Source organism: Bacillus sp. WMMC1349 (assembly GCF_013155385.1).
Lineage (GTDB): Bacteria > Bacillota > Bacilli > Bacillales > Bacillaceae > Bacillus.
This window is the reverse complement of the sequence record NZ_JABJUQ010000007.1, coordinates 2,317,684-2,343,343: the sequence shown is the minus strand read 5'-3', so window position 1 is coordinate 2,343,343 and position 25,660 is coordinate 2,317,684. Positions and strand designations below refer to the sequence as shown.

Sequence of the window (25,660 nt, the reverse complement as noted above, 5' to 3'; positions counted from 1 at the left end):
CCTTACGTCATTAATATCTCATTTTCAATACACCGTGCCGCATATGTGGCGAGCTTTGTTCCTTTGCCCGCAGAGTAGCTCTCGATCGCTTTGATCAGCCCGATTGTTCCGATGGAAATCAAGTCTTCCGAATCCTCGCCTGTGTTTTCAAATTTTTTGACGATGTGGGCGACTAAGCGAAGATTGTGCTCAATTAGCATATTTCTCGCATGCTCATTCCCTTCAGCCATTAATTCTAAATACTTTTTTTCTTCACTGCTTGAGAGCGGTTGTGGAAAGGCATTGTTTTTCACATATGATACTAAAAAAACAAGTTCCTTGATGACGTACCCGAGCGCTGCAAAAACACCTGTCATTATCGGCACCTCCACAAAATGTATGTAGGCAGAAGCCTATATGTAAATGTATGTAGGAGGGGGGGCTGTTTGTGTCTGTACACATTTAAATTACCGAGAGATGTGAATTGTTGCTTTTTTCAATAAAAGAAGACAAGCCTTGATTATAATTGAAGGGGATGTCGTAAAGTAGTGATAGTGACATTTTAACTCAACAAAATAAACTTATTATCGCGAATTGCATTGACCTCCACAAAAAGTATATATGTAGAAGGACGGCTGTTTGTGTCTTACGTAATGTGAGAAACGAAAATAATGTCTTCTTTTTGAGTGAGGAACGGTCAATGGCCTAGCCATATTCTTTGTTGATTTCATAGGTTGTTATTACAACTGTCTAAAGGAGGGGGACGCTATGACTTGGGGTTATCCATATTATTCTGGGAGAGCATACGGTTATGCATTTATTGTTGTTTTGGTGGTTGTCCTGCTTGTTGTCGGCGGGTTTTACTGGTTGGGACCTTACGGGTTCCTAAAATAAGCACCTCTTTAAAAGGAGGTGTTTTTCATGAAAACAGTAGTAAGCGTATGGTTCAAGTGATATAATATCAACCTAAGTGAAAAAAGTTCAAGGAACGCCCGGAAGTCTTTGACTATGAAGAGATGGAAAGTAGATGACCGAGCGACCTTCTTTTAATTTCGACTTCAATCAGCTCAATGAATTCGCGATTTAGATTCATCTCGTTTGCTTTAATGTATGATTCTATTAAAAGTTCATCAGACAGCTTTTTCATACTAGATACCCAATTAATGGGAAGGCACCTCCTCATATAAAGTTGGAATGACTTGTTTAGAATCGTCATAAAATGTTAAGTTATGTGGTCTTTGTTTGGAGTATCTATAATCTATCATGAATGCCGGGTAAGAACAATCGTTCTGTTATCCACATCTAAAAGTGGATAAGTTGTGGGTATCATGTTTATAATTTAATAAAAGGTAGATGAAATAAGAGTGGATAATGTGTGTAATTTTATCCACACCTGTTGAACGATCCTATTATATGTCGAAAACTTTTCAAATAGGTGATGTATTAAGACACTTTTAGATTTAATTCGACACGATCAAAAAGAAACAGATTAGAGAAAGGGTGCGACTTGTGTTAAAAAAGTTTTTTTTACCCGATGAATTTGTAAAAAACATTTTTCATATTACTCCTGAAAAACTGAAGAAGCGAAATGTAAAGGGGATTATTACAGATCTGGACAATACACTGGTCGAATGGGACAGGCCAAGTGCGACTCCCCGACTTATTGAATGGTTTGAGGAGATGAAGGAAAACGATATTAAAGTAACGATTGTCTCCAATAACAACGAAAAACGTGTCAAAATTTTTTCTGAACCACTACATATTCCGTTTATCTATAAAGCGAAAAAACCGATGGGTAGGGCTTTTAGAAAAGCTGTAAAAGATATGAATTTAAATAAAGAAGATGTTGTTGTAATAGGTGATCAGCTAATGACCGATGTACTCGGAGGAAATCGTAATGGTTTTCACACCATTTTGGTTGTACCTGTTGCATCATCAGATGGCTTCTTTACCCGTTTTAACCGCCAGGTTGAGCGCAGAATTTTGAACGCCTTAAAACGGCAAGGCCATATTCAGTGGGAGGATTAAAGAATGGAAAAGGTCGTTTGTATCGGATGTGGTATCACAATCCAAACGGAAAACAAACATGAACTGGGTTATGCCCCTGAAAGCTCTCTGCTAAAAGATGATGTTATCTGCCAGCGTTGCTTTAGATTGAAAAATTATAACGAGATCCAGGATGTCACCTTAACAGATGATGATTTCTTGAAGATTCTTCATGGTATAGGGGAAACTGATTCACTCATTGTGAAAATTGTCGATATCTTTGATTTTAACGGAAGCTGGATTAACGGCCTCAATCGCTTTGTAGGAGGCAATCCGATTTTATTAATAGGAAATAAAGCAGACATCCTTCCTAAATCATTAAAACGGGAGCGGCTTATTCAGTGGATGAAACGTGAGGCAAAAGAGCTCGGTTTAAAACCGGTTGATGTCTTGCTTGTCAGTGCTGGACGTGGGCAGGGAATGAAAGAAGCGATTGAAGCAATTGAGAATTACAGACAAGGCAAAGATGTTTATGTCGTTGGCTGTACAAATGTAGGGAAATCAACCTTTATTAACCGGATTATTAAAGAAGTGTCTGGAGAAGAAGATATTATTACAACATCTCAATATCCAGGAACAACACTAGATGCGATTGAAATTCCGCTTGATGATGGTTCGTCAATGTTTGATACACCAGGTATCATTAACCATCATCAGATGGCACATTATGTTGCTAATCACGATTTGAAAATCTTGACGCCTAAAAAAGAACTAAAGCCCCGCATATTTCAATTAAATGAACAGCAAACCTTATTTTTCGGGGGGCTATCCCGGTTTGATTATTTATCTGGAGGCAGATCATCGTTTGTCTGTTATATACCGAATGCATTAAACATTCACCGAACAAAACTTGAAAATGCGGACCAACTTTATGAAAAACACGCGGGAGAATTATTGGCTCCTCCTGCAAAAGAAGAGCTTGAAACATTTCCAGAACTGGTTAAACACACCTTTTCTATAAAGGAGCCAAAAACAGATGTTGTGTTTTCAGGTTTAGGTTGGGTTACTGTTCAAGAAGCAAATCAACGAGTTGCTGCTTATGCACCTAAAGGTGTTCACGTGTTTTTGCGCCGATCGTTAATTTAAGCGGGGGGAGAGTCATGAAACCGATATATGGACTAATTGGAAACCCAGTAGCGCATTCCATGTCTCCTGACATTCATAACGCAGCCTTCAAGGATCTATCTTTAGACGGATACTATCATGCTTTCTGTGTTAAAAATGAAAGCCTTGAAGATGCAGTCAACGGGATGCGAGCACTGGGTATTCAAGGGTTTAATGTAACCATACCGCATAAGGTGTCAATTATAAAATACCTTGATCGAATTGACCAAAGTGCCAAAATCCTTGGAGCGGTAAACACTGTTAGAAGAGAAAAAGACCAGTTAGTCGGATATAATACAGATGGAGAAGGCTTTTTAAAATCACTGAAGCAGTCACTAACAAAACCAATTGATGAGTTGAAGATTCTCATGATAGGGGCCGGCGGGGCAGCGCGGGCGATTTTCACAACGCTTGCATTACAGCATCCGAAACAGCTCGATGTAGCAAACAGGACACCTCAAAAAGCTGAAGCATTTATTTCGCTTTATGAGGGGAAAACGAGAGCTTTATCATTGGCTGAGGCAGAAAAAAATCTAGCATCATATGATATTTTGATTCAAACGACTTCAGTTGGAATGCACCCGAATCTAGAGGCATGTCCGTTAAACGTAACAAAAGCCAAAAAAACCTGTCTTGTCTGCGATATTATCTACAATCCATTGAAAACGGCTTTTCTCAAACAAGCTGAAGCAAAAGGCTTAAAGACACTGAATGGAATCGGGATGTTTATCGGTCAGGCCGCACTGTCTTTTGAGTTGTGGACCGGACATGAGCCAGACATGGAAAAAATGAAATCAATCGTTTTACGAAAATTAGGAGGAAAATAATGTTAACCGGAAAACAAAAACGCTATTTACGGCGAGAAGCACATCATCTGACACCGATTTTTCAAGTTGGAAAAGGTGGAGTCAATGATAATATGATCAAACAAATTAGTGAAGCACTTGAAGCCAGAGAGTTGCTTAAAGTAAGTGTGCTTCAAAATTGTGAACAACCAAAAGAAGAAGTAAGAGATGCTCTGGTAAGTGGAACGCGTGCCGAGCTCGTTCAAACCATTGGAAATATAATTGTGCTCTACAAAGAATCAAAAGAAAATAAACAAATTGAGCTTCCTTAACATTTAAAGGTGGTAAATATGAGGAAAATCGGAGTTTTTGGGGGGACATTTGATCCACCTCATAATGGGCACTTGTTAATGGCAAATGAAGTGCTTTACAAATTGGAACTTGATGAAATATGGTTTATGCCCAATCAAATTCCGCCACACAAACAGGAAAATGCTTTTTCATTAAGCCAACATCGGGTTGAGATGCTCAAACTTGCGATATCGGAGAGAAAGCAATTTAAACTGGAGACCATTGAACTGGAACGGGAAGGTCCTTCCTATACATTTGATACAGTATCCTTGTTAAAACAACGATATCCAAAAGATCAATTTTATTTTATTATCGGTGCAGATATGGTAGAGTACTTGCCAAAGTGGTCAAATATTGATGAACTTGTCAGCATGATTAAATTTGTCGGCGTTAAGCGGCCAGGTTATCAAATAGAAACACCTTATCCGCTTGTTTTCGTGGATGTACCAGCATTTGAAGTATCATCATCTTTACTGAGAGATCGTTTCAAAGATTGTCAGCCGACTGATTATTTAATTCCTGACAAAGTGAAGCTTTATGTAAAGGAGAATCATTTATATGAAACGTGATGAAGCTCTTGCTTGTGTGAAAAAACAACTGACCGAAGCACGCTATACCCATACAATTCGTGTGATGGAAACAGCGATTGAGCTTGCTAACCGTTTTGGTGCAGATGTGAACAAAGCAGAAACCGCTGCAATTTTTCATGATTATGCTAAATTTCGACCAAAAGAAGAAATGAAACAAATGATTGTCTCTGAAGGTGAATCTCTAGAAGTGCTTGATTTTCACCCTGAACTTTGGCATGCACCAGCTGGGGCGATATTAGTGAAAAAAGAAGTCGGAATTACAGATGAAGATGTTCTTTCAGCTATTAAATACCATACGTACGGACGATCTAATATGACATTGTTGGAAAAGGTGATCTATGTTGCGGATTATATCGAGCCTGGTCGTTCTTTTTCAGGTATTGAGGATGTACGTACATTAGCTGAAACCGATTTAGATCTTGCATTAATTCAGGCTTTAAAAAATACGATTATCTTTTTGTTAACGAAAAATCAAGCCGTTTTTCCGAAGACGATAGCGACATATAATGCATTAATAAAAAAATGACAATAGGAGGAATTAGTGAATGGATCAAGCTTCAATTTTAAAAATTGCCGCAGAAGCCTGTGATGATAAACGTGCAGAGGATATTATCGCCATGAATATGGAAGGGATTTCGCTTGTGGCTGACTATTTTCTCATTTGTCACGGAAACTCAGATAAACAGGTACAGGCGATTTCCCGGGAAATTAAGGATCGCGCTGAAGAAAATGGTATCAATGTTAAGAGAATGGAAGGTTTTGATGAAGCTAAATGGGTACTGATTGATTTAGGTGATGTCATTGCCCATGTATTTCATAAAGAGGAAAGACATTATTATAATCTTGAGAAGTTATGGGGAGATGCCCCATTTGAAGATCCTTTTGGAGATCAAAAATGATTTATGAAGGTTTTTCTAGTGTTTATGACAATCTCATGTCTGATGCCCCGTATGATCAGTGGGTAAAATGGATTGAGAGAACATTATCCATACAGCACAATGAAAAGCTGCGGATTCTTGATTTGGCTTGTGGTACAGGTGAAATTTCCGTTCGTTTAGCTGAAAAAGGCTATCATGTAACAGGTATTGATATAAGTGAAGATATGCTCACTCAGGCTCAGCAAAAAGCAGCTACTCGACAGTTGTCCATTCAATTTTTTCAGCAGGATATGCGCAATTTAATAGGTCATTCTGAAAAATTTGATGCTGTTGTGATTTGTTGTGATTCATTAAATTATTTAAAAGCTGAAAAAGATGTTTTAGTTACCTTCAAAAATGTTTTTTCTTTATTAGAGGATCAAGGCCTTCTACTATTTGATGTTCATTCCATCTATAAAATGGACGATGTTTTTCCCGACAGCACTTATGCTGACCAGAATGAAGACATTAGTGTGATCTGGCAAAGCTATCGAGGTGATGTACCTCATTCGATTGTTCATGATTTGACATTTTTTGTGGAGAATGAAGGTTTCTACAATCGCTTTGATGAAACCCATGAACAGCGCACCTTTGCTACCCAAGAATATAGCCGTCTTTTGAAAGTTGCTGGTTTTGAAGTGCTACAGATAACAGCCGATTTTTCAGATCAAGAACCTGAGGCAACCTCAGAACGTCTTTTTTATATAGCTAAAAAACCTAAAACCATCGTTTGAAATGACGATGGTTTTAAAAATGCCTTTTTCCTTTGTTGAACAATGAGAGCGTGTGTGAAATAATGAGTCAAACTTGAAATTGCTTTTTGATAGCAGCTATGTCTTCCTCATACTTCGAATGAGTGTTTCGGAACATTTGATTGAACATATCTTGAACACCGTTTTCCAGTGCTTTGAGCCCTTCACCGGTCACCCCGCCTTTTACGCAGACTTTTTCTTGGAGAGTTGGGAGAGTATAAACTCCGTTTTCAAGGAGTCTCCCTAAACCGATGAGCATTTCAGTTGACATCAAAATGGCATTTTCTTTTGACACCGTTGTTTCTTCTTGTGCTGCTTGAATCAATTTTTGAAGCAAAAAGCTAATGAAAGCAGGACCGCAACTGACAATATCTGAAGCGACCCGTGTGATTTTTGGATTGATTTCTAAAGGAATGGAAATATTCTTCAACAACTTAGTAATGGCTTCTTTTGTAGTTGTATGACAACTTTCCCCAAAAGTTAAAAGTGAAACACCTGTCAAAGCCCGGTTCGTAATACTCGGAATCACTCTTGCCGCTTGACAGGAGACGACGGATTCTACCTGTTCGACTTGCACCGGACTCGTGATTGTAATGACAACCTGATCCTTAGTGAAAAGAGGTGCTAACTGTTTAAGTAGTGGGTATATGTCAAGCGGCTTAACACAAATAAACACGACCTCACTTTCCGAAACCGCTTCTTCTGGTCGCTCTGCAACATGAATGTCTGGAAATCGTTTTTTTATTGATAATGCTTTGGCAATCGTACGATTTGTAATTGTTAATGATGAAGGATCTACTGCTTTAGATTCAATTAGCGCCTCAATTAATATCGTACCCATATTGCCAGTTCCGATAAAGCCGATATTCAATCGGTCTCCCCTCCTTTAAACCTGTATCTTTTAAACATTATGACAGCGGTAGCCAAAATATGTATGAAAGCAGGTGGTAACGATTGGCTAGACTTTTAAAACCTTACAAATGGATCGTGGTAGGAGGTTTTATTCTGGTTTTGATCATTGCAGGAGTTATTATCATAAAAAATCAAGGACATCAATCATCAAAACATACTATTTTGCCAAAAGAGGCTGCAGCTGTTTCAGCTAAGCATGTGAAAAAAACAAAACCCAAAAAAGTCAAAGAAGTTGTGATCGATTTAAAAGGAGCTGTGAAACACCCTGGGGTATATCATATGAAGACGGGAGACAGGGTGCATCAATTGCTGAAACAAGCTGGTGGGACCGTTAAAAAGGCAGATGAAAAGCAAATCAATTTAGCTGCAGTTCTGCACGATGGAATGGTAGTGTATATCCCTAGTAAAGGTGAAAAGGCGCTTCAAGCTCAAACAGAGGCTACGATTTCGGTGAAAGAGAGAGGGGGAGAACAGCCCGAAGTGGTTAATATAAACAATGCATCATCAAAAGAGCTTCAATCAATACCAGGAGTCGGTCCCTCAAAAGCAGATGCGATTGTCGCCTATCGGGAGGAAAATGGACTATTTCAGAAAATTGAAGACATAACAAATGTAGCAGGCATTGGAGAAAAATCGTTTGAAAAAATGAAAGCATCATTATCTGTAAACTAAATTGACGTAAGGATACAAACCTATGTAAACTTAGGAAAGATGATTTCATACTCTGGAGGGAAAACAATTGGAACGGATTTCGTGGGATCAATATTTTATGGCGCAAAGTCATTTATTGGCGCTTCGCAGTACATGTACTAGACTTGCTGTGGGAGCGACGATTGTCAGAGATAAACGTATTATAGCGGGGGGATACAACGGATCAATCGCCGGTGGAGTCCACTGTACAGATGAAGGCTGTTATATTGTGGACAATCACTGTATCAGAACGATCCATGCAGAGATGAATGCGATCCTTCAATGTGCTAAATTTGGTGTTCCAACAGAAGGAGCTGAAATTTATGTTACTCATTTCCCCTGTATGCAATGCTCTAAATCAATTATTCAAGCAGGCATTCAAACAATATATTACGCCAAGGATTATAAAAATCACCCATATGCCATTGAACTTTTTGAACAGGCTTCAGTCAGAGTCGAGCAGGTAGAATTAAATGAGATGATGATCGATCTTCATCACCAAGAAAAATTATCTTTTGTAGCTGATATGATGAAACGGCTTTCTGACGCAGGACTGGAAGAAGCAGAGATGGAAAAAATTCAGAAGCAGGCAAATCAATTGTTTGCAAGTCATGTGTAGTCTGTAATGGACATGTACCGCCTCATCCCGTGCGGAGCAATTTCAGCAGTTGCCGGAATTGCTTCTGCACAATCTTCTTCTTTTCTCCCCGTAGCCATCTTTTTATGTCTGCTCTCAATCTTCTGTCTTCCAAGAAAGCAGTTTATTCTTTTCGTGATCTGTATATTTGTTTTCGGATTGTATTTGATTTATTTTTTAATCATTGACCATTCAAATACGACATATTACCAAGAAGGGACTGTTCATACTAAAGCCTCTGTACTGGATATTCCTAAAATTGATGGAGACCGTTTCACTTTCATTGCAGAAACGGCTGATAAGGAAAGGTTGAAAGTTAATTACACCATTCGATCCCCTGAGGAAAAAACAGTGCTTTCAATGTTTAAACCTGGCAGTTCATGTTTTTTTACAGGTGAATTAAGGAAACCGAAAAAAGCGACGGTTCCCGGGACGTTTAATGCTTATGAGTATCTTTACCAGCAAGGTATACATTGGAATTATAAGCTCAAATCGATGACCAATTGTAAATTTGACGAATCCTCATTTTTATTAAACATTCGTCAAAAAGGGCTTGCTTTTATTGAAAAAAATATGCCTGAACAAGCAGCCGGTATTGTTCAAGCACTGATCTTTGGCGAGCGGTTTTTGATTGAAAAGGAAGTGCTGGCTAGCTATCAAACACTTGGCATCATCCACCTTTTAGCTATTTCCGGTCTTCATGTCGCGATTTTTTCAACAGCCATTTTTTACACTCTTCTTCGAGTAGGTATAACGAGAGAAACTGCCAAGGTATTTTTAATCATATTTCTCCCTGTCCTTACAGTTTTAACAGGTTGTGCTCCATCAGTTCTAAGAGCTGTTCTCATGTCAGAAATATATTTACTTTCTTCATTGTTAAAAAAACGGCTTAAAACAGCCGATGTTCTCGGTCTTGCTTGTCTTGGACTATTGTTATATCACCCATATCTATTATTTCAAGTCGGCTTTCAGCTTTCTTTTTCGATATGTTTTGTTTTCATTCTCTCAAAAGAGATATTCGTCAAGTTGAAATATCGAATTTCACAATTGTTAGTGGCATCTTTTCTCGCTCAACTCGGTTCCCTTCCAATCCTCCTTTATCATTTCCAAACCTTTTCACTTCTGAGCATCTTCATGAATCTCATGTTTGTACCGTTTTATTTATACATCATTATACCGTTAGCATTTGGTAGTATACTAGCTTTATTGATTGTACATCCTCTGGGCGAAATGATCGTAAATGTACTTGACACATTGATCCGATGGAGCCATCAAGTTGCAACAGCTGCTTCCTCTGTTGATGTTTTTACATTTGCTGCTGTCAAGCCAGGACACCTCCAATTGCTTATTTATTCGGTTTCTATATGCTTTCTCCTTGTGTGTATGGAAAAGGCATTGTCTCTTCGAAAACTTATTGCTCCGTTTTGTTGTGTTTTTGTTGTGCTTTTGTTTCATATCGCAACACCATTTTTAAAACAAGAAGGTGAAGTCACAATGATCGATGTCGGACAAGGAGACAGCATGTATGTTAGTGCTCCTGGACAGAACGGAACCGTTTTAATAGATACAGGGGGAATTGTTTCATTTGTCAATGAGGACTGGCGGAAAAGGAAAAAGAAGTTTTCTTTAGGTGATAGTGTGTTAATACCATTTTTGTCCTCAAAAGGTATTAAAAAACTCGATGCCTTAATACTTACCCATGCCGATCAAGATCATATCGGTGAAGCGGAGACTCTGATTAAAAAAAATAAGATCAACAAATTAATTGTTCCAAAAGGTTATGCGGTTCAGTTGGCCGACGAGAATCTCCTCCACCTTGCTTTAAAAAAAGGTGTAGAAGTAAAAGTTGTCAAAAGAGGTGACAGATTGGAGATCGGGGATCTCACATTTTATGTTTTGTCACCAGAAAAGATTGATAGGCATAGTAGAAATAACAGCTCACTCGTTTTATGGATGATGGTAGGCGGTTTTAGTTGGCTCTTAACAGGTGATTTAGAAAAAGAAGGGGAGAGGCAATTAATAGAGACGTATCCACATTTAAAAGCTGATGTTCTGAAAGTTGGTCATCATGGTAGCAAAGGGTCAACGGGAGAGGAATTGGTCGAACAAATTAAGCCCAAAATAGCTCTTATATCAGCGGGTGAAAATAATCGCTATCACCATCCACATGTCAAAGTGTTGAAGATTTTAAAACGATATCATGTTAAGGTCCTGAGAATAGATCGAGATGGAACCATTCAGTACCTATTTGGAAAGAGAGGCGGAACGTTTTTTCTTCATCCTCCATATGATAAAATATCTTCCTCATAGAGAAAAAGACTGCAGTTAAGCAGTCGGGATGAAGCAGCCTAGCCTTAAAATGAAGAGAGTAGACCTGTTATGATGAATTGATTTAACTGGCTAGATGGATCACAGTAGCAATAATGAACATCGTAGCAAAAAAGCCAAAGGTTACGACAAAACCGACACCAGAGTCAATAAGATCGTTGCGTTTGCTTTGTACGTTTTTTTCAAATTCGTTCATCATTTACCCCTCCTATTGATATTCAGTATAATTCAATTCTTTAGAAAAATCTAGAAGTGTTCTGTAGCCGTTTTCAAAATTTATGAATATCGTCTTTTATAAGCTGACCCGGGGGTTTGTAAAAGGCGTTTATTATAAATGAGAGAGCGGATCTTCCGCATCTCTCTTTACTATTTATCAATCACGCTTTAGGATAGAAGGGAGAAGAAAGAGAGGTAAAATTTAAGATGGTATTTGACGTTTGGAAAGGCTTAACAAAAGGGGATATTCATTCTGTTTACTGTTTATATGGGAAAGAGACATTCCTGTTGCAGGAAACGGTTCAAAGGATTAGACAAGCTGTTGTTGATGAGGAGACGAAAGACTTTAATCTTTCCGTATTTGATTTGGAAGAGGATTCTTTGGAGCTTGCCGTAGAGGATGCTGAAACATTTCCGTTTATGGGCGAGCGTCGACTCGTTATAGTCAAAAATCCATCCTTTTTAACTGCTGAAAAAAAGAAAGAAAAGCATGAGCACAATTTGGGAATGTTGGAAGCTTATATCACACAGCCTGCTCCGTATTCTGTTTTCGTTTTGCTTGCCCCGTATGAAAAGCTTGATGAACGAAAAAAGCTGACCAAACTGTTGAAAAAACACGCTTACATGGTTGAAGCAAAAGAATTAAATGGAAAAGAAACGGCTGACTTTATTAAAAGTCTTGCAAAATCAGAAGGAAAACAAGTCGAAACAGAGGCGGCAGAAGAGCTTGTTATTTTGTGTAATGCCAGTTTATCAGCAATTGACCAAGAGATTAAAAAGCTTAGTACATATATTGGAGAACGCGAGCTCATTGCGCTTGCTGATGTTAAAAAGCTTGTTGCAAGAGGACTTGAGCAAAATATTTTTGAATTGATTAACAAAATTGTGAATCGAAACCGAACTGAAGCACTGCAAATTTTCTATGATTTATTAAAACAAAATGAAGAACCAATTAAAATGATGGCGTTGATTGTTAATCAATTTCGTCTGATTTTACAGACTAAATACTTTTCGCAACAAGGATATGGTCAAAAGCAAATTGCTTCAAACTTAAAAGTTCATCCATTCAGGATAAAGCTGGCGATCGATCAGGCAAAGCTTTTTTCGGAAGAGGAACTAAAAAATATTATTGAACAGCTTGCAGTTATGGATTATGAGATGAAAACAGGAAAAAAAGACAAGCAATTACTGCTTGAACTGTTTCTGCTCAAATTGCTACAACCATCTGGGAAAAACGATTCTCTTTAATCGTTGCAAGTAAAAAAGCTTGGCGCTCGCCAAGCTTTTTTTTATGCGGAAAGTCCGTTCACTTTTTTCGCTAAGTTTGATTTGTAACGAGCGGCAGTATTTTTGTGGACAAGACCTTTTTTCGCTGCTTTATCAATTTTTTTCGCTGCTGCAGATAAAGCCGTTTTTGCTTTGTCTGCTTCATTATTGCTTACAAGTGTTTCAACTTGCTTGATAGCAGTGCGCATTGCAGATTTGATTGTTGCGTTATGTGCGCGGCGCTCAGTATTTGTTTTTGTACGTTTGATCGCTGACTTAATATTTGGCAATGTATTTCACCTCCTAAGATATAACCTCTGTCCTTTCTCTAAAAGGTTAAATCTCAACAATAGAACAAATTGTATTCTATCAAACACACCCAGAGATTGCAATATAAATGTAAAGTATTTTTGTTTGAAAGTCGTACCGAAAGGAATGATTAAATTGGGGTCGGGCAATACTAACAACAGTGACGTTTTTTGGAGGGAATGAACCATGGAGAAGAAAAAGCTTGATTTAAGTCAATACAGTGTTCGCACAGATCTAGCTGTTGAAGCAAAAGATTTAGCGCATGCCAATCAAACGGTTGCTCCTAAAAAAGATCCAAAAGGTTTTACAGTTAAAGAATATGAGCATGATGGAATAAAAGTACAGACGATAGATATTAATAAAGAAGGCGAAAAGTTGTCCGGTAAAAAAGCAGGACGTTATTTAACGATTGAAACACAAGGAATCAGACAGCAGGATTCTGACTTGCAAGAAAACGTTGTCAACGTTTTTGCAAAAGAGTTTTCCGATTTCCTTGATTATTTAAATATTTCAAAAAATGCCAGCTGTTTGATCGTGGGGTTGGGAAATTGGAATGTCACACCAGACTCGCTTGGACCGCTTGTTACGGAAAACCTTTTAGTGACAAGGCACTTATTTAAACTGCAGCCTGAACATGTTGAAGAAGGATATCGACCGGTTAGTGCACTTTCGCCAGGAGTGATGGGGCTGACTGGAATTGAGACAAGCGATATTATTCAAGGAGTGATTGACCGTTCAAAGCCCGATTTTGTCATTGCTGTCGATGCCTTGGCTTCTAGAGGTATTGAGCGGGTCAATTCTACTATTCAAATCTCTGATAGTGGAATTCATCCCGGCTCAGGGGTAGGGAATAAGCGAAAAGAACTGAGTAAGGAAACACTGGGGGTCCCTGTTATTGCAATTGGTGTTCCGACTGTTGTAGATGCGGTAACGATTACAAGTGATACGATCGATTATATTTTAAAACATTTTGGAAGAGAAATGAAAGATGATAGTCCGTCTCGCTCACTTGTCCCTGCAGGAATGAGTTTCGGAAAAAGGAAAGTCCTGACTGAGGAAGATCTTCCAGAAGAGGAACAGCGGAAATCATTTCTCGGTATCGTCGGTGTTCTTGAAGAAGATGAAAAAAGACAGCTGATACATGAAGTGCTATCACCGCTTGGTCATAATTTAATGGTAACACCTAAAGAAGTTGATACGTTTATTGATGATATGGCAAATGTGATTGCTAATGGGCTAAATACAGCTTTACACGAGCAAATCTCTCAAGACAATAAAGGAATGTATAATCACTAGGGCGGCTGCTATAGTCGCCTTTTTTAGGTTGTATTGATGAACTTGTTCTACTTCCTCTAGCTTGTTCATAGTCTATTTACTAGACAAGCTATGGAGGGATTTCCGATGAGAAAAAAAGGAAGAAACGTTGAATTGATGTTAACGGTCAATGGGAGAACTGCGGCAAAAACCGTTTTCTTATTCATCGTCGGTTTGCTGCTGACATTTATTTTATCTGGAGTTCTTACATCTCTTCGTCCGGAACTAAGGCCGTCTTCACCATTTTATCGGGTGGCCAATGAGCTAGCAGGCGAAACCTATGGACTTATTTTAGGAATGGAAAACCACTATTTTGTATCTGAAATTCCCAATTCGAAAGAAGGTTTTCAGTTATCCCCTCTTATTTTAAAACTAGCAACAAGCATTAATTTAAAAGATCCGCGAAGTTTTCTCGGACGAGAACTCCCTGGCTTTGCTCAATTTGACTCAGATATTCTTGTGGCCGGCAAAGGAACGAATTATACAAATATGCCCTCTGAATCTTCACCGCCGGCTGAAGTGTTAAAAGAAGAAAGAGAGGCGAATCTTGCTGAACTTGAAGGAGAAGACAAACAGAAAAAAGATGAAAATTCACCTAAACAATCAACAGGTGACCGAAAAGTAGTGTTTATTTATAACACTCATAATACAGAATCCTATCTCCCTTTTTTAAAGGGTGAGACAGATCCTGATCTGGCCCTTCATTCAAAAGCGAATATCACACTTGTCAGTGATATGCTTGGTCAAGCACTCGAGTCACAAGGGGTGGGTGTTTCAATTGATAAAACGGATTTTCAAGCAAACCTGAAGAAAAAAGGCTGGAATTATGCGCGTTCATATGATGAATCAAGACCAGCTATTAAGGAGGCAATGGCTAAAAACAAAAATTTGCAGTATTTTATCGATATTCACCGGGATGCACAACGAAAAAAAGCAACGACTACAAAGATTGGCGGGAAAAAGTATGCGCGGATTGCATTTGTGATTGGTAAGAAAAGCTCTAATTTTGAAGCTAACTTTAAGCTGGCAAAAGAGCTGCATGAACGGCTGGAAAAAAAATATCCGGGCTTAAGTCGGGGTGTTATATCAAAAGGGGCTGCTGGGGATAATGGAGTATATAATCAAGATTTAAATGAACGATCGATATTAATAGAATTTGGTGGTGTAGATAATAACCGAAAAGAGCTTGAGAGAGCTGCTGACGCAACAGCTGATGTGTTCAGTGAGATGTTTTGGGAAGCGGAGAAAGTTGATGCTGGTTCAGATGAAAAAAATAAGAAAAAACAGTAGAAGCAGGTGATAAAATGGCATCTTTTATCGGAAAATCGATATTGGTTTCTGTCATCATGTTGTTTGGCGTTCTTCTCGGTATGCAACAGGCAAATCAAGGAATGTTGGAAATGAAGGGTTACAGTGATCCTGACTTAAAAGGAGCATTCAGTATTTCTAAAGGGAAAATAAAAGAGGCTTCTGTTCTAGGACATGAAATTGATTTGGAGGAAAAGCAGAAAGAACTTGAACAGTTGGAAGCATTTAACTTGTTTTCTTCAGCAGGTCGGGTATTGGCTGACTCGATCACAAACTCAGCTAAGTTTGTTTTTAACTGGATAAAGGAAAAAATAGAGTGAAAACGGGAGACCTTCGCCCGTTTTTTTGTGTTTTATGGTCTCAAAGATCGTATCCATTCACTATATGTTTTCTAGAGATTGAATCTTAACACCCCTATTGATATAATCTAACCTAGCGCAACTTGCGTTTAATAGTAGGAGTGATTAGTGTGACAGATAAAGAAAAACGATTACAAAGACAGTCGAGAATTCGCAATTTCTCTATTATCGCCCATATAGACCACGGAAAATCAACACTTGCAGACCGAATATTGGAAAAGACGGCGGCTATCACTCAAAGAGAAATGAAAGAACAATTGCTCGACTCAATGGATTTGGAACGTGAAAGAGGCATTACGATTAAATTAAACTCCGTTCAGCTCAAATATAAAGCACAAGATGGAGAAGAATATATTTTTCACCTCATCGATACCCCAGGACATGTAGACTTCACCTATGAAGTTTCAAGGAGCTTGGCTGCGTGTGAAGGTGCAATTCTTGTTGTCGATGCTGCTCAAGGGATTGAAGCGCAAACACTTGCAAACGTTTATCTTGCCCTTGATAATGACCTTGAAATTCTTCCGGTTATCAACAAGATTGACCTTCCGAGCGCAGAGCCTGAACGAGTTCGCCAGGAAGTTGAAGATGTCATTGGACTTGATGCTTCTGAGGCTGTACTTGCATCTGCCAAAGCCGGTATCGGGATTGAAGATATATTGGAACAAATTGTTGAGAAAGTTCCTGCTCCAAATGGTGATCCTGAGGCGCCTTTACAAGCTTTAATCTTCGATTCTCTGTATGACGCATACAGAGGTGTTGTTGCTTATATTAGAGTTGTTCAAGGGACAGTTAAGGCAGGTCAAAAAATTAAGATGATGGCGACAGGCAAAGAATTTGAAGTAACTGAAGTTGGTGTATTTACACCGAAAGCGGTTCCTGTCGACGAATTAACTGTGGGGGATGTCGGGTTTCTGACGGCAGCTATCAAAAACGTCGGAGATACCCGGGTAGGAGACACGATTACAGGTGCAGAAAATCCAGCTCCTGAAGCTTTACCAGGTTACAGAAAACTAAACCCCATGGTGTATTGCGGAATGTATCCAATTGATACGGCGAAGTATAATGATTTACGAGAAGCCTTGGAAAAACTCGAGCTGAATGACTCGTCACTTCAATATGAAGCGGAAACTTCGCAAGCGCTTGGTTTCGGTTTTCGCTGCGGATTTTTAGGAATGCTGCATATGGAAATCATTCAAGAGCGGATTGAGCGGGAGTTTAAAATCGATCTGATTACAACGGCACCAAGTGTTATTTATGAGGTGTATATGACAGATGATGAAAAGCTTGTGGTCGACAACCCAGCCAATATGCCTGATCCGCAGAAGATTGAACGAGTTGAGGAGCCGTTTGTAAAAGCGACCATGATGGTACCTAATGATTTTGTCGGAGCTGTCATGGAATTGTGTCAAGGAAAACGCGGACAGTTCATCGACATGCAATATCTTGATGCCAACCGAGTCAGCATTGTTTATGAAATTCCGCTTGCAGAGATTGTTTATGAATTTTTTGATCAATTAAAATCAAATACAAAGGGTTATGCGTCATTTGATTATGAATTGATCGGATATAGACCATCTAAGCTTGTGAAAATGGATATCATGCTGAACGCCGAAAAAATCGATGCTCTATCCTTTATTGTTCATCGTGACTATGCTTATGAACGTGGAAAAGTCATTGTTGAAAAGTTAAAAGAACTCATTCCGCGTCAACAGTTTGAAGTGCCAGTTCAGGCTGCCATCGGACAGAAAATTATTGCCCGTTCTACAATTAAGGCCATGCGTAAAAACGTGCTGGCAAAATGTTATGGCGGTGATATTTCCAGAAAACGAAAACTTCTTGAAAAGCAAAAAGAAGGTAAGCGAAGAATGAAACAGGTTGGCTCTGTCGAAGTTCCACAGGAAGCCTTTATGGCTGTTCTGAAAATGGATGATAGCGGTCAAAAATCATAAGCAGACTAGCCGCAGCTTAAAACACTGCGGCTTCTTCCTGTAAAGAAGGTGAAAACAATGAAATCAGCCTATATCCATATTCCATTTTGCGAACACATTTGCCATTATTGCGATTTTAATAAATTCTTTTATCATAGCCAGCCCGTTGATGAGTATTTAAATGCATTGGAAAAAGAAATGGTGAATTCAATGGAAGCCTCTGGTTACCCTGAGTTGACAACGATTTTTATCGGTGGTGGCACACCGACTTCATTATCCGCCAAACAGCTTGAACGGTTGCTTGATGGGATTATAACTATTTTAAAACCATCTGAACAATTGCTTGAATTTACTGTTGAAGCTAATCCAGATGATCTTGAAGCTGAAAAGCTTACCATTTTAAAAAATGCGGGTGTAGACAGGCTGAGCTTTGGTGTTCAGACTTTTGAAGACGATCTGTTAAAAAAAATTGGCAGAGTTCACAAACAGAAAGATGTGCTAAGCTCTTTTGATAGAGCGAGAGCGATTGGGTTTGATAATATTAGCTTGGATCTTATGTTTGGACTGCCTGAGCAAACCATTGATCAGCTCGCTGCTTCACTTGATACAGCACTTTCGCTTGATGCTGAACATTATTCCGTTTATTCGCTAATTGTTGAGCCTAAAACTGTTTTTTATAACCTGGCAAAAAAAGGCCGCCTCCGTCTGCCGCCACAGGATCGTGAAGCAGAAATGTACGAATTGGTCATGAAAAAGATGAGTGAGGCAGATATTCATCAATATGAAATCAGTAACTTTGCCAAAAAAGGGTTTGAAAGTAAGCATAACCTCACATATTGGAGTAATGAAGAGTATTTTGGGTTTGGAGCAGGCGCACACGGATATATGAATGGGATCAGGACTGTAAACGCAGGGCCTGTTAAACAGTATATTGACCGAATTGACAGCAGTGGCTTTCCTTATAAGGAAACTCATCGTGTCACAAAAAATGAGCAGATTGAAGAAGAACTGTTTCTCGGTCTTCGAAAGATAACAGGTGTTTGTAAAACTCGATTCTTCAACAAGTACGGTCAGTCCCTTGATGAGCTTTTTCCAGATGTTTTACATTCTCTTGAACAAAAAGGTCTGATCAAGAACACAAATACAAATGTATGTTTAACACATACTGGAAAATTGTTGGGGAATGAAGTATTTCAATCATTCTTAGGTGAGTTATAATTGACATTTTGATTTCAGTTTGGTAATTTTGAAATACAATTAGCACTCATTTACTGAGAGTGCTAACAGAGGTGATATGGATGTTAACAAATCGTCAGCTGCTAATCTTACAGGTTATCGTCAACGATTTCATTCGTTCAGCTCAGCCGGTGGGGTCAAGAACACTTTCTAAGAAGGAAGATATTACATTTAGTTCAGCTACAATCAGAAACGAAATGGCTGATTTAGAAGAACTTGGCTTTATTGAAAAAACCCACTCATCTTCGGGACGAATTCCTTCGGAAAAAGGTTATCGTTATTATGTTGATCATTTGCTGTCGCCAGGAAAGCTGACAAACACGGATCTGTCATTGATCCATTCTATATTTAAAGAAAAAATCTTTGAACTTGAAAAAACCGTGCAGAGATCAGCTCAGATTTTATCAGACCTGACGAATTACACATCGATTGTCCTTGGGCCTAAGCTGAGCGAGAACTTTTTGAAACAGATTCAAATTGTGCCAATCCAGCCAGATAAGGCCGTTGCCATATTGGTAACCAACACCGGTCATGTAGAGAATAAAATGATCAATTTCCCAGCTAGAGTGGATCTGTCTGATCTTGAAAAGCTGGTGAATATATTAAATGAACGCCTTAGAGGCGTACCAATATCAGATCTTAAAGACAAGATTTTCAAAGAAGTTACCACCTTTTTAAGATCTCATATACAAAGTTATGACCAAATCTTAGCCGGTCTTGGTGCTACTTTTGATTCCTCATCTCAAACGGAACGACTCTTTTTCGGCGGTAAGATTAATATGCTGAATCAGCCTGAGTTTCATGACATTGATAGGGTAAAATCCCTCTTGTCATTAATTGAGAAAAAACAGGAAATCTTGCGGTTATTTCAGTCGACAGATACCGGAATCACGATTAAAATCGGTAAAGAAAATGATTATGAAGAAATGGAGAACTGCAGTTTTATTACCGCAACATATACGGTCGGTTCAAAACAAATCGGTTCAATAGCGGTCATCGGTCCGACTCGTATGGATTATTCTCGTGTCGTTAGCTTACTTCAGTATGTCTCATCTGACTTGTCAAAAGCACTGACGAGTTTGTATGATGGGTAAGGCGGGATTGACAGGAAGCAGAAGGGATGTTCCCTTCTCTTCATCATCAACATAAACCTTTAAGGGAGGTGAACACAGATGGCAGAAGAAAACCACACGAAAGAGCAAGATCAACTAAAGGAAACAGAAGTGACTGAAGTAGAGCAAGTAAATTTGGAGGCCGATGGACAGGCTGAAGAATCTCAAACAGTACAACTCGAAAAACAAATAAAAGAACTTCAAGAAAAGCTTGATGAACAAGAAAATAAATACTTGCGTGTTCAGGCAGATTTTGAAAATTACAAAAGACGTGCGCGCCTTGACCTTGAGGTAGCTGAAAAATATCGTTCACAACGAATGATCAGTGAGCTGCTACCGGCACTTGACAATTTTGAACGGGCTCTAGAAGTCGAACCTGACAATGAGCAAACGAAAAGTTTGCTGCAAGGAATGGAAATGGTTCGGCGTCAAATTTTAGAAGCGTTTAAAAACGAAGGTGTTGAACAGATACCTTCAGTCGGAGAACAATTTGATCCGAATCTACATCAAGCGGTCATGCAGGTTGAGGATGAAGCATACGTATCAAATGCGATCGTAGAAGAATTGCAAAAAGGCTACAAATTAAAGGACCGGGTGATCCGTCCTTCTATGGTAAAAGTAAATCAATAGCTACATAGCAGGAGGTTATATTATGAGTAAAGTAATCGGAATTGACTTAGGAACAACGAACTCATGTGTCGCAGTACTTGAAGGCGGTGAGCCTAAAGTCATTCCTAACGCAGAGGGAAGCCGCACAACTCCGTCAGTTGTTGCTTTTAAAAACGGAGAACGCCAGGTAGGTGAAGTGGCAAAACGTCAATCTATTACAAACCCAAATACGATTATGTCAATTAAACGTCATATGGGGACAGACTATACAGTCGAAATTGACGGCAAAAAGTACACACCTCAAGAAGTGTCAGCCATTATCCTTCAACATTTAAAATCTTATGCGGAAAGCTATCTTGGGGAAACTGTTACAAAAGCTGTTATTACTGTTCCTGCATACTTCAATGATGCAGAACGTCAAGCGACAAAAGATGCCGGTAAAATTGCAGGTCTTGAAGTTGAGCGGATTATTAACGAACCGACTGCAGCTGCACTTGCTTATGGTTTGGATAAAACTGATGAAGATCAAACGATCCTAGTATATGATCTTGGTGGCGGTACATTTGACGTATCTATCCTTGAACTTGGTGATGGTGTATTCGAAGTTCGCTCTACAGCGGGTGATAACCGTTTAGGTGGAGATGACTTTGACCAAGTGATCATCGATCATCTCGTTTCAGAATTCAAGAAAGAAAACGGCATTGATCTTTCTAAAGATAAGATGGCGCTTCAACGTCTAAAAGATGCAGCTGAAAAAGCGAAAAAAGACTTGTCAGGTGTTTCTTCTGTACAAATTTCTCTGCCGTTTATCACAGCTGGTGATGCAGGTCCGCTGCACCTTGAGCTCACATTGACGCGCGCAAAATTCGAGGAGCTTTCTTCTCATTTAGTAGAGCGGACAATGGGTCCTGTTCGCCAGGCTTTACAAGATGCAGATCTTTCTGCAAGCGAAATTGACAAAGTCATCCTTGTTGGTGGCTCAACACGGATTCCTGCTGTACAGGAAGCTATCAAAAAAGAAACTGGCAAAGAAGCGCATAAAGGTGTAAACCCTGATGAGGTAGTAGCGCTTGGTGCTGCAATTCAAGGTGGTGTCATTACCGGTGACGTTAAAGACGTTGTTCTTCTTGATGTAACACCTTTATCACTTGGTATCGAAACGATGGGTGGCGTGTTCACGAAACTGATCGATCGGAATACAACAATCCCAACAAGTAAATCACAAGTGTTCTCAACAGCGGCTGATAACCAAACAGCAGTTGATATCCATGTTCTCCAAGGTGAGCGTCCGATGGCTGCTGACAACAAAACATTGGGCCGCTTCCAGCTTACAGATATTCCACCTGCACCACGAGGTGTTCCGCAAATTGAAGTATCTTTTGATATTGATAAAAACGGGATTGTCAATGTAAGTGCAAAAGACTTAGGAACTGGAAAACAACAAAACATTACCATCAAGTCTTCTTCAGGTCTTTCTGATGATGAGATCGAACGCATGGTGAAAGAGGCTGAAGAAAACGCTGATGCCGATGCTAAGAAAAAAGAAGAGATCGAAATTCGCAATGAAGCAGACCAGCTTGTCTTCTCAACTGAAAAAACGTTGAAAGATCTTGAAGGCAAAGTGGACGAAGCGCAAGTGAAAAAAGCAAATGAAGCTAAAGATGCGCTGAAAGCAGCAATTGAAAAAAATGACCTTGATGAAATGAAGGCGAAAAAAGAAGAATTGCAGGCAATCGTTCAAGAACTTTCAATGAAGCTATATGAAGAAGCTGCTAAAAAAGCTCAAGCCGAACAAGGTGAAGAAGGAGCTAAAAAAGCGGATGACAACGTCGTAGACGCTGAATTTGAAGAAGTCAACGATGATCAAGACAAAAAATAAAACATGAAATCACTTTGATCACAAGTAATGAAAGTCAAAGTCAGGATCTCTTGACTTTGACTTTTTTATCATTTAAGACAAAAGGAATTGAAAAAACATATTTTAAAATGATACAATCTAATTTATGTGAGAAAATCGGGAGTGTGAAGAGATGAGTAAGCGTGATTACTATGAGGTGCTTGGGGTAAGTAAGAGCGCTTCTAAAGACGAAATAAAAAAAGCGTACCGCAAGCTGTCAAAAAAGTATCACCCTGACATTAATAAGGAAGCTGGATCAGATGAAAAGTTTAAAGAAGTGAAAGAGGCCTATGAGACACTTTCTGATGAACAAAAACGGGCTCATTATGACCAGTTTGGCCACACTGATCCAAATCAAGGATTTGGCGGCGGTGGTTTCGGGGGAAGCGGTGACTTCGGTGGTTTTGGATTTGATGATATTTTCTCAAGCATTTTTGGAGGCGGCACAAGACGAAGAGATCCGAATGCCCCTCGCCAAGGAGCAGATCTACAATATACAATGACATTGTCATTTGAAGAAGCAGCTTTTGGAAAAGAGACGACGATCGAAATCCCCCGGGAAGAAACGTGTGATACATGTCACGGCTCAGGAGCAAAACCAGGTACGACCCCTGATACATGTACACATTGCGGGGGTTCAGGCCAGCTGAACATGGAACAGTCTACACCGTTTGGTAAAGTTGTCAATCGAAGAGTTTGCCATTACTGTAATGGAACCGGGAAGCACATCAAGGATAAATGTTCAACATGCGGTGGAACAGGGAAAGTGAAAAACCGCAAAAAAATTAATGTCACTATCCCTGCAGGTGTTGATGATGGTCAACAACTTCGGGTATCAGGACATGGCGAACCTGGTGCAAACGGCGGTCCATCAGGAGACTTATTCGTTGTGTTCCATGTGCGTGAACATGAGTTTTTCGAGCGTGATGGAGATGATATTTACTGTGAAATGCCTCTGACTTTTGCACAGGCAGCGCTTGGAGACGAAATAGAAGTTCCCACTCTTTATGGAAAAGTGAAATTAAAGATTCCGGCAGGTACTCAAACGGGTACGAAGTTCCGTCTAAAAGGAAAAGGGGTTAAAAATGTTCGGGGATATGGGCAAGGCGATCAACATATTGTCGTCCGAGTCATTACACCGACGAATTTAACCGAAAAACAAAAAAATATTCTCCGTGACTTTGCAGAAGTAAGCGGGAATATGCCAGATGAACAAGAAATGAGTTTTTTTGATAAAGTAAAACGTGCCTTTAAAGGTGAATAATGATTGGATGAGGAGTTGGTAGTATGAAATGGTCCGAAATTTGCATTCACACGACACATGAAGCGGTAGAGCCCATCTCAAATATTTTGCATGAAGCTGGTGCAAGTGGTGTGGTGATAGAAGATCCGCTTGATTTAAGTAAAGAACGTGAGAATGTTTACGGAGAAATCTACCAGCTCGATCCCAATGATTACCCTGAAGAAGGTGTAATTATTAAAGCGTACCTGCCGATCAACAGTTTTTTAGGAGAAACTGTTGACGGCATCAAAAAAACGATTAATAATTTGTTGTTATATGACATTGATCTTGGTAGAAATAAAATTACCATCAGTGAGGTAAATGAAGAAGAATGGGCAACAGCCTGGAAAAAATATTACCATCCGGTAAAAATTTCTGAGAAGTTTACGATTGTTCCAACTTGGGAAGATTATACGCCCGTTCATACAGATGAACTGATCATTGAAATGGATCCCGGGATGGCATTCGGAACAGGCACGCATCCAACCACAGTTCTCTGCATACAAGCACTGGAGCGTTATGTGAAACCAAGCGATTCAGTTGTTGATGTTGGAACGGGAACAGGTATTTTGAGCATCGCTTCCGCAATGCTTGGTGCTGACCGGGTAGAAGCATATGACCTTGATCCAGTTGCTGTTGAAAGCGCCCGTTTGAATTCCAAACTGAATAAGGTTGCCGAACAGATTCAAATTAAACAAAATAATTTGCTTGACGGGATTAGCGGAGAAAAAGATGTAATTGTGGCAAACATTTTGGCAGAAGTGATTCTTCGTTTTACTAACCAAGCCTACAGCTTGCTAAAACAAGATGGTTATTTCATCACATCAGGCATTATTCAGCACAAAAAACAGGAAGTCAAGGATGCGCTAATAAAAGAGGGATTCACAATCATTGAAGTTCTGTCGATGGAAGATTGGGTCAGCATCATTGCCCAAAAATAATTGTTTAGTAGGTGGCACTAGCGTATGCAACGATATTTTATTGAACAAACGAAACAAGAAGTAACAACGTCGGGTGTGCTTGTCATCAAAGGAGAAGACGTCCACCATATCGTAAATGTGATGAGAATGGCTGAGGGCGATCAGATCATTTGCTGTACAAAAGATGGTCGTGAAGCATACTGTACGGTTGACTCTTTATCAAAGCATGAGGTTGAGTTAACAATCGTTGAATGGACTGGGAAAAGTCGTGAACTTCCGCTTCAAGTTCATATTGCCAGTGGACTTCCAAAAGGTGATAAACTGGAATGGATCATTCAAAAAGGGACAGAACTTGGAGCCGGTTCTTTTATTCCCTTTGAAGCATCGCGATCTGTTGTGAAATTTGATGATAAAAAGGCGAAGAAAAAACGAGAAAGATGGGCGAAAATCGCCAAGGAAGCTGCAGAACAGTCCCAAAGAAACAAGATCCCAAAGGTAGAAGACATCCATACATTTCACAGTTTACTGAAGAGCCTTCACAATTTCGATAAATGTGTCGTTGCATATGAAGAGTCATCAAAACAAGGAGAGAACATCCTGTTTCAATCTGTCATCAAAGACTTGCCGGAAGGTTCCTCAATCCTTTTGATGTTTGGTCCTGAGGGAGGTTTTTCAGACAGTGAAATTCAGGCACTCCAAGAAGAAGGGGCAATTGCTTGCGGGCTTGGTCCGCGGATATTAAGGGCAGAAACAGCGCCGCTTTATGCTTTGGCGGCTGTTTCTTATCAAACAGAGTTATTAAGAGGTGAATAA

General features: G+C 39.4%; 28 protein-coding genes and 1 pseudogene. 24 read left to right on the top strand and 5 right to left on the bottom strand.

All coding sequences use genetic code 11. The annotated features are described in order from the left end of the window. Nucleotides 1–8: 8 nt before the first annotated feature. Nucleotides 9–356, bottom strand: a pseudogene (locus HOO54_RS14365) (sigma-70 family RNA polymerase sigma factor); the annotation flags it as partial. A gap of 391 nt (nt 357–747) precedes the next feature. Between HOO54_RS14365 and HOO54_RS24770 the strand changes: the two are divergent. Then, nucleotides 748–873: a hypothetical protein gene (locus tag HOO54_RS24770; RefSeq protein WP_301539288.1), complete on the top strand. Its 126-nt coding sequence runs from the start codon at nt 748–750 to the stop codon at nt 871–873. 112 nt (nt 874–985) lie between these two features. Here the strand turns inward: HOO54_RS24770 and sda are convergent, their stop codons facing one another. Continuing rightward, nucleotides 986–1,126, bottom strand: coding sequence for a sporulation histidine kinase inhibitor Sda (sda, locus tag HOO54_RS14360; protein WP_172296424.1), 141 nt, complete (start codon nt 1,124–1,126; stop codon nt 986–988). Between the two features lie 362 nt (nt 1,127–1,488). Here sda and HOO54_RS14355 point away from each other — a divergent pair, with 362 nt between their 5' ends. The 8 genes from HOO54_RS14355 to HOO54_RS14320 are packed head-to-tail and all read left to right on the top strand — an operon-like array spanning nt 1,489 to nt 6,506. Then, nucleotides 1,489–2,007, top strand: a complete 519-nt coding sequence (locus HOO54_RS14355; protein WP_172296422.1) for a YqeG family HAD IIIA-type phosphatase — start codon at nt 1,489–1,491, stop codon at nt 2,005–2,007. Nucleotides 2,008–2,010: 3 nt separating this feature from the next. Continuing rightward, on the top strand, nt 2,011–3,111 hold the full coding sequence (yqeH, locus tag HOO54_RS14350) for a ribosome biogenesis GTPase YqeH (RefSeq protein ID WP_172296420.1): 1,101 nt from the start codon (nt 2,011–2,013) through the stop codon (nt 3,109–3,111). Between the two features lie 14 nt (nt 3,112–3,125). Further along, on the top strand, nt 3,126–3,956 hold the full coding sequence (aroE, locus tag HOO54_RS14345) for a shikimate dehydrogenase (RefSeq protein WP_172296418.1): 831 nt from the start codon (nt 3,126–3,128) through the stop codon (nt 3,954–3,956). Next, complete coding sequence (gene yhbY, locus HOO54_RS14340) at nt 3,956–4,246, top strand: ribosome assembly RNA-binding protein YhbY (RefSeq protein ID WP_172296416.1); 291 nt, start codon at nt 3,956–3,958, stop codon at nt 4,244–4,246. Before aroE ends, yhbY begins: the two co-directional genes overlap by 1 nt. Nucleotides 4,247–4,264: 18 nt before the next feature. Then, nucleotides 4,265–4,834, top strand: a complete 570-nt coding sequence (locus HOO54_RS14335) for a nicotinate-nucleotide adenylyltransferase (protein ID WP_172296414.1) — start codon at nt 4,265–4,267, stop codon at nt 4,832–4,834. Continuing rightward, nucleotides 4,824–5,381: a bis(5'-nucleosyl)-tetraphosphatase (symmetrical) YqeK gene (gene yqeK, locus HOO54_RS14330; protein WP_172296412.1), complete on the top strand. Its 558-nt coding sequence runs from the start codon at nt 4,824–4,826 to the stop codon at nt 5,379–5,381. Before HOO54_RS14335 ends, yqeK begins: the two co-directional genes overlap by 11 nt. A gap of 19 nt (nt 5,382–5,400) precedes the next feature. Then, a complete protein-coding gene (gene rsfS, locus HOO54_RS14325) occupies nt 5,401–5,754 on the top strand; it encodes a ribosome silencing factor (protein WP_172296410.1) in 354 nt (117 codons plus the stop codon). Further along, nucleotides 5,751–6,506, top strand: coding sequence for a class I SAM-dependent DNA methyltransferase (locus HOO54_RS14320; protein WP_172296408.1), 756 nt, complete (start codon nt 5,751–5,753; stop codon nt 6,504–6,506). The genes rsfS and HOO54_RS14320 overlap by 4 nt, the downstream gene beginning before the upstream one ends. A 67-nt stretch (nt 6,507–6,573) precedes the next feature. Here HOO54_RS14320 and comER read toward each other — a convergent pair whose 3' ends face one another. Next, entirely contained in the window at nt 6,574–7,395 is an 822-nt protein-coding gene (gene comER, locus HOO54_RS14315; RefSeq protein WP_172296406.1) for a late competence protein ComER, read from the bottom strand. An 83-nt stretch (nt 7,396–7,478) separates the two neighbouring features. On the opposite strand from comER, the gene HOO54_RS14310 reads away from it, so the two are divergent. From HOO54_RS14310 to HOO54_RS14300, 3 genes are all read left to right on the top strand, one after another. Then, nucleotides 7,479–8,108 (top strand): helix-hairpin-helix domain-containing protein, encoded by a 630-nt coding sequence (locus HOO54_RS14310; RefSeq protein ID WP_172296404.1) that lies wholly within the window; start codon nt 7,479–7,481, stop codon nt 8,106–8,108. A 67-nt stretch (nt 8,109–8,175) separates the two neighbouring features. Beyond that, entirely contained in the window at nt 8,176–8,745 is a 570-nt protein-coding gene (locus HOO54_RS14305) for a ComE operon protein 2 (RefSeq protein ID WP_172296402.1), read from the top strand. 6 nt (nt 8,746–8,751) lie between these two features. Beyond that, nucleotides 8,752–11,073 (top strand): DNA internalization-related competence protein ComEC/Rec2, encoded by a 2,322-nt coding sequence (locus HOO54_RS14300; RefSeq protein WP_172296400.1) that lies wholly within the window; start codon nt 8,752–8,754, stop codon nt 11,071–11,073. An 82-nt stretch (nt 11,074–11,155) separates the two neighbouring features. Here the strand turns inward: HOO54_RS14300 and HOO54_RS14295 are convergent, their stop codons facing one another. After that, nucleotides 11,156–11,287, bottom strand: a complete 132-nt coding sequence (locus HOO54_RS14295; protein ID WP_172296398.1) for a YqzM family protein — start codon at nt 11,285–11,287, stop codon at nt 11,156–11,158. 227 nt (nt 11,288–11,514) lie between these two features. Between HOO54_RS14295 and holA the strand changes: the two genes are divergently transcribed. Next, the gene (gene holA, locus HOO54_RS14290) at nt 11,515–12,555 is read left to right on the top strand and encodes a DNA polymerase III subunit delta (RefSeq protein WP_172296396.1); all 1,041 of its coding nucleotides are present in this window, start codon (nt 11,515–11,517) and stop codon (nt 12,553–12,555) included. Between the two features lie 41 nt (nt 12,556–12,596). On the opposite strand, the gene rpsT is transcribed toward holA, so the two are convergent. Beyond that, on the bottom strand, nt 12,597–12,863 hold the full coding sequence (rpsT, locus tag HOO54_RS14285) for a 30S ribosomal protein S20 (RefSeq protein ID WP_172296394.1): 267 nt from the start codon (nt 12,861–12,863) through the stop codon (nt 12,597–12,599). Between the two features lie 205 nt (nt 12,864–13,068). On the opposite strand from rpsT, the gene gpr reads away from it, so the two are divergent. From gpr to HOO54_RS14230, 11 genes are all read left to right on the top strand, one after another. Continuing rightward, complete coding sequence (gene gpr / locus HOO54_RS14280; protein WP_172296392.1) at nt 13,069–14,178, top strand: GPR endopeptidase; 1,110 nt, start codon at nt 13,069–13,071, stop codon at nt 14,176–14,178. A gap of 105 nt (nt 14,179–14,283) precedes the next feature. Further along, nucleotides 14,284–15,486 (top strand): stage II sporulation protein P, encoded by a 1,203-nt coding sequence (spoIIP, locus tag HOO54_RS14275; protein WP_172296390.1) that lies wholly within the window; start codon nt 14,284–14,286, stop codon nt 15,484–15,486. Between the two features lie 14 nt (nt 15,487–15,500). After that, the gene (locus HOO54_RS14270) at nt 15,501–15,824 is read left to right on the top strand and encodes a YqxA family protein (RefSeq protein WP_172296388.1); all 324 of its coding nucleotides are present in this window, start codon (nt 15,501–15,503) and stop codon (nt 15,822–15,824) included. Nucleotides 15,825–15,973: 149 nt separating this feature from the next. After that, on the top strand, nt 15,974–17,812 hold the full coding sequence (gene lepA / locus HOO54_RS14265) for a translation elongation factor 4 (protein ID WP_172296386.1): 1,839 nt from the start codon (nt 15,974–15,976) through the stop codon (nt 17,810–17,812). Between the two features lie 57 nt (nt 17,813–17,869). Then, the gene (gene hemW, locus HOO54_RS14260) at nt 17,870–19,009 is read left to right on the top strand and encodes a radical SAM family heme chaperone HemW (RefSeq protein WP_172296384.1); all 1,140 of its coding nucleotides are present in this window, start codon (nt 17,870–17,872) and stop codon (nt 19,007–19,009) included. Nucleotides 19,010–19,089: 80 nt separating this feature from the next. Further along, nucleotides 19,090–20,121: a heat-inducible transcriptional repressor HrcA gene (gene hrcA, locus HOO54_RS14255; protein WP_172296382.1), complete on the top strand. Its 1,032-nt coding sequence runs from the start codon at nt 19,090–19,092 to the stop codon at nt 20,119–20,121. A gap of 78 nt (nt 20,122–20,199) precedes the next feature. Further along, a complete protein-coding gene (gene grpE / locus HOO54_RS14250; RefSeq protein WP_172296380.1) occupies nt 20,200–20,769 on the top strand; it encodes a nucleotide exchange factor GrpE in 570 nt (189 codons plus the stop codon). Between the two features lie 22 nt (nt 20,770–20,791). Next, complete coding sequence (gene dnaK, locus HOO54_RS14245) at nt 20,792–22,627, top strand: molecular chaperone DnaK (RefSeq protein WP_172296378.1); 1,836 nt, start codon at nt 20,792–20,794, stop codon at nt 22,625–22,627. Nucleotides 22,628–22,778: 151 nt separating this feature from the next. Next, the gene (gene dnaJ / locus HOO54_RS14240; protein ID WP_172296376.1) at nt 22,779–23,909 is read left to right on the top strand and encodes a molecular chaperone DnaJ; all 1,131 of its coding nucleotides are present in this window, start codon (nt 22,779–22,781) and stop codon (nt 23,907–23,909) included. Between the two features lie 23 nt (nt 23,910–23,932). Next, entirely contained in the window at nt 23,933–24,868 is a 936-nt protein-coding gene (gene prmA / locus HOO54_RS14235; protein ID WP_172296374.1) for a 50S ribosomal protein L11 methyltransferase, read from the top strand. Nucleotides 24,869–24,892: 24 nt separating this feature from the next. After that, nucleotides 24,893–25,660: a 16S rRNA (uracil(1498)-N(3))-methyltransferase gene (locus HOO54_RS14230; RefSeq protein WP_172296372.1), complete on the top strand. Its 768-nt coding sequence runs from the start codon at nt 24,893–24,895 to the stop codon at nt 25,658–25,660.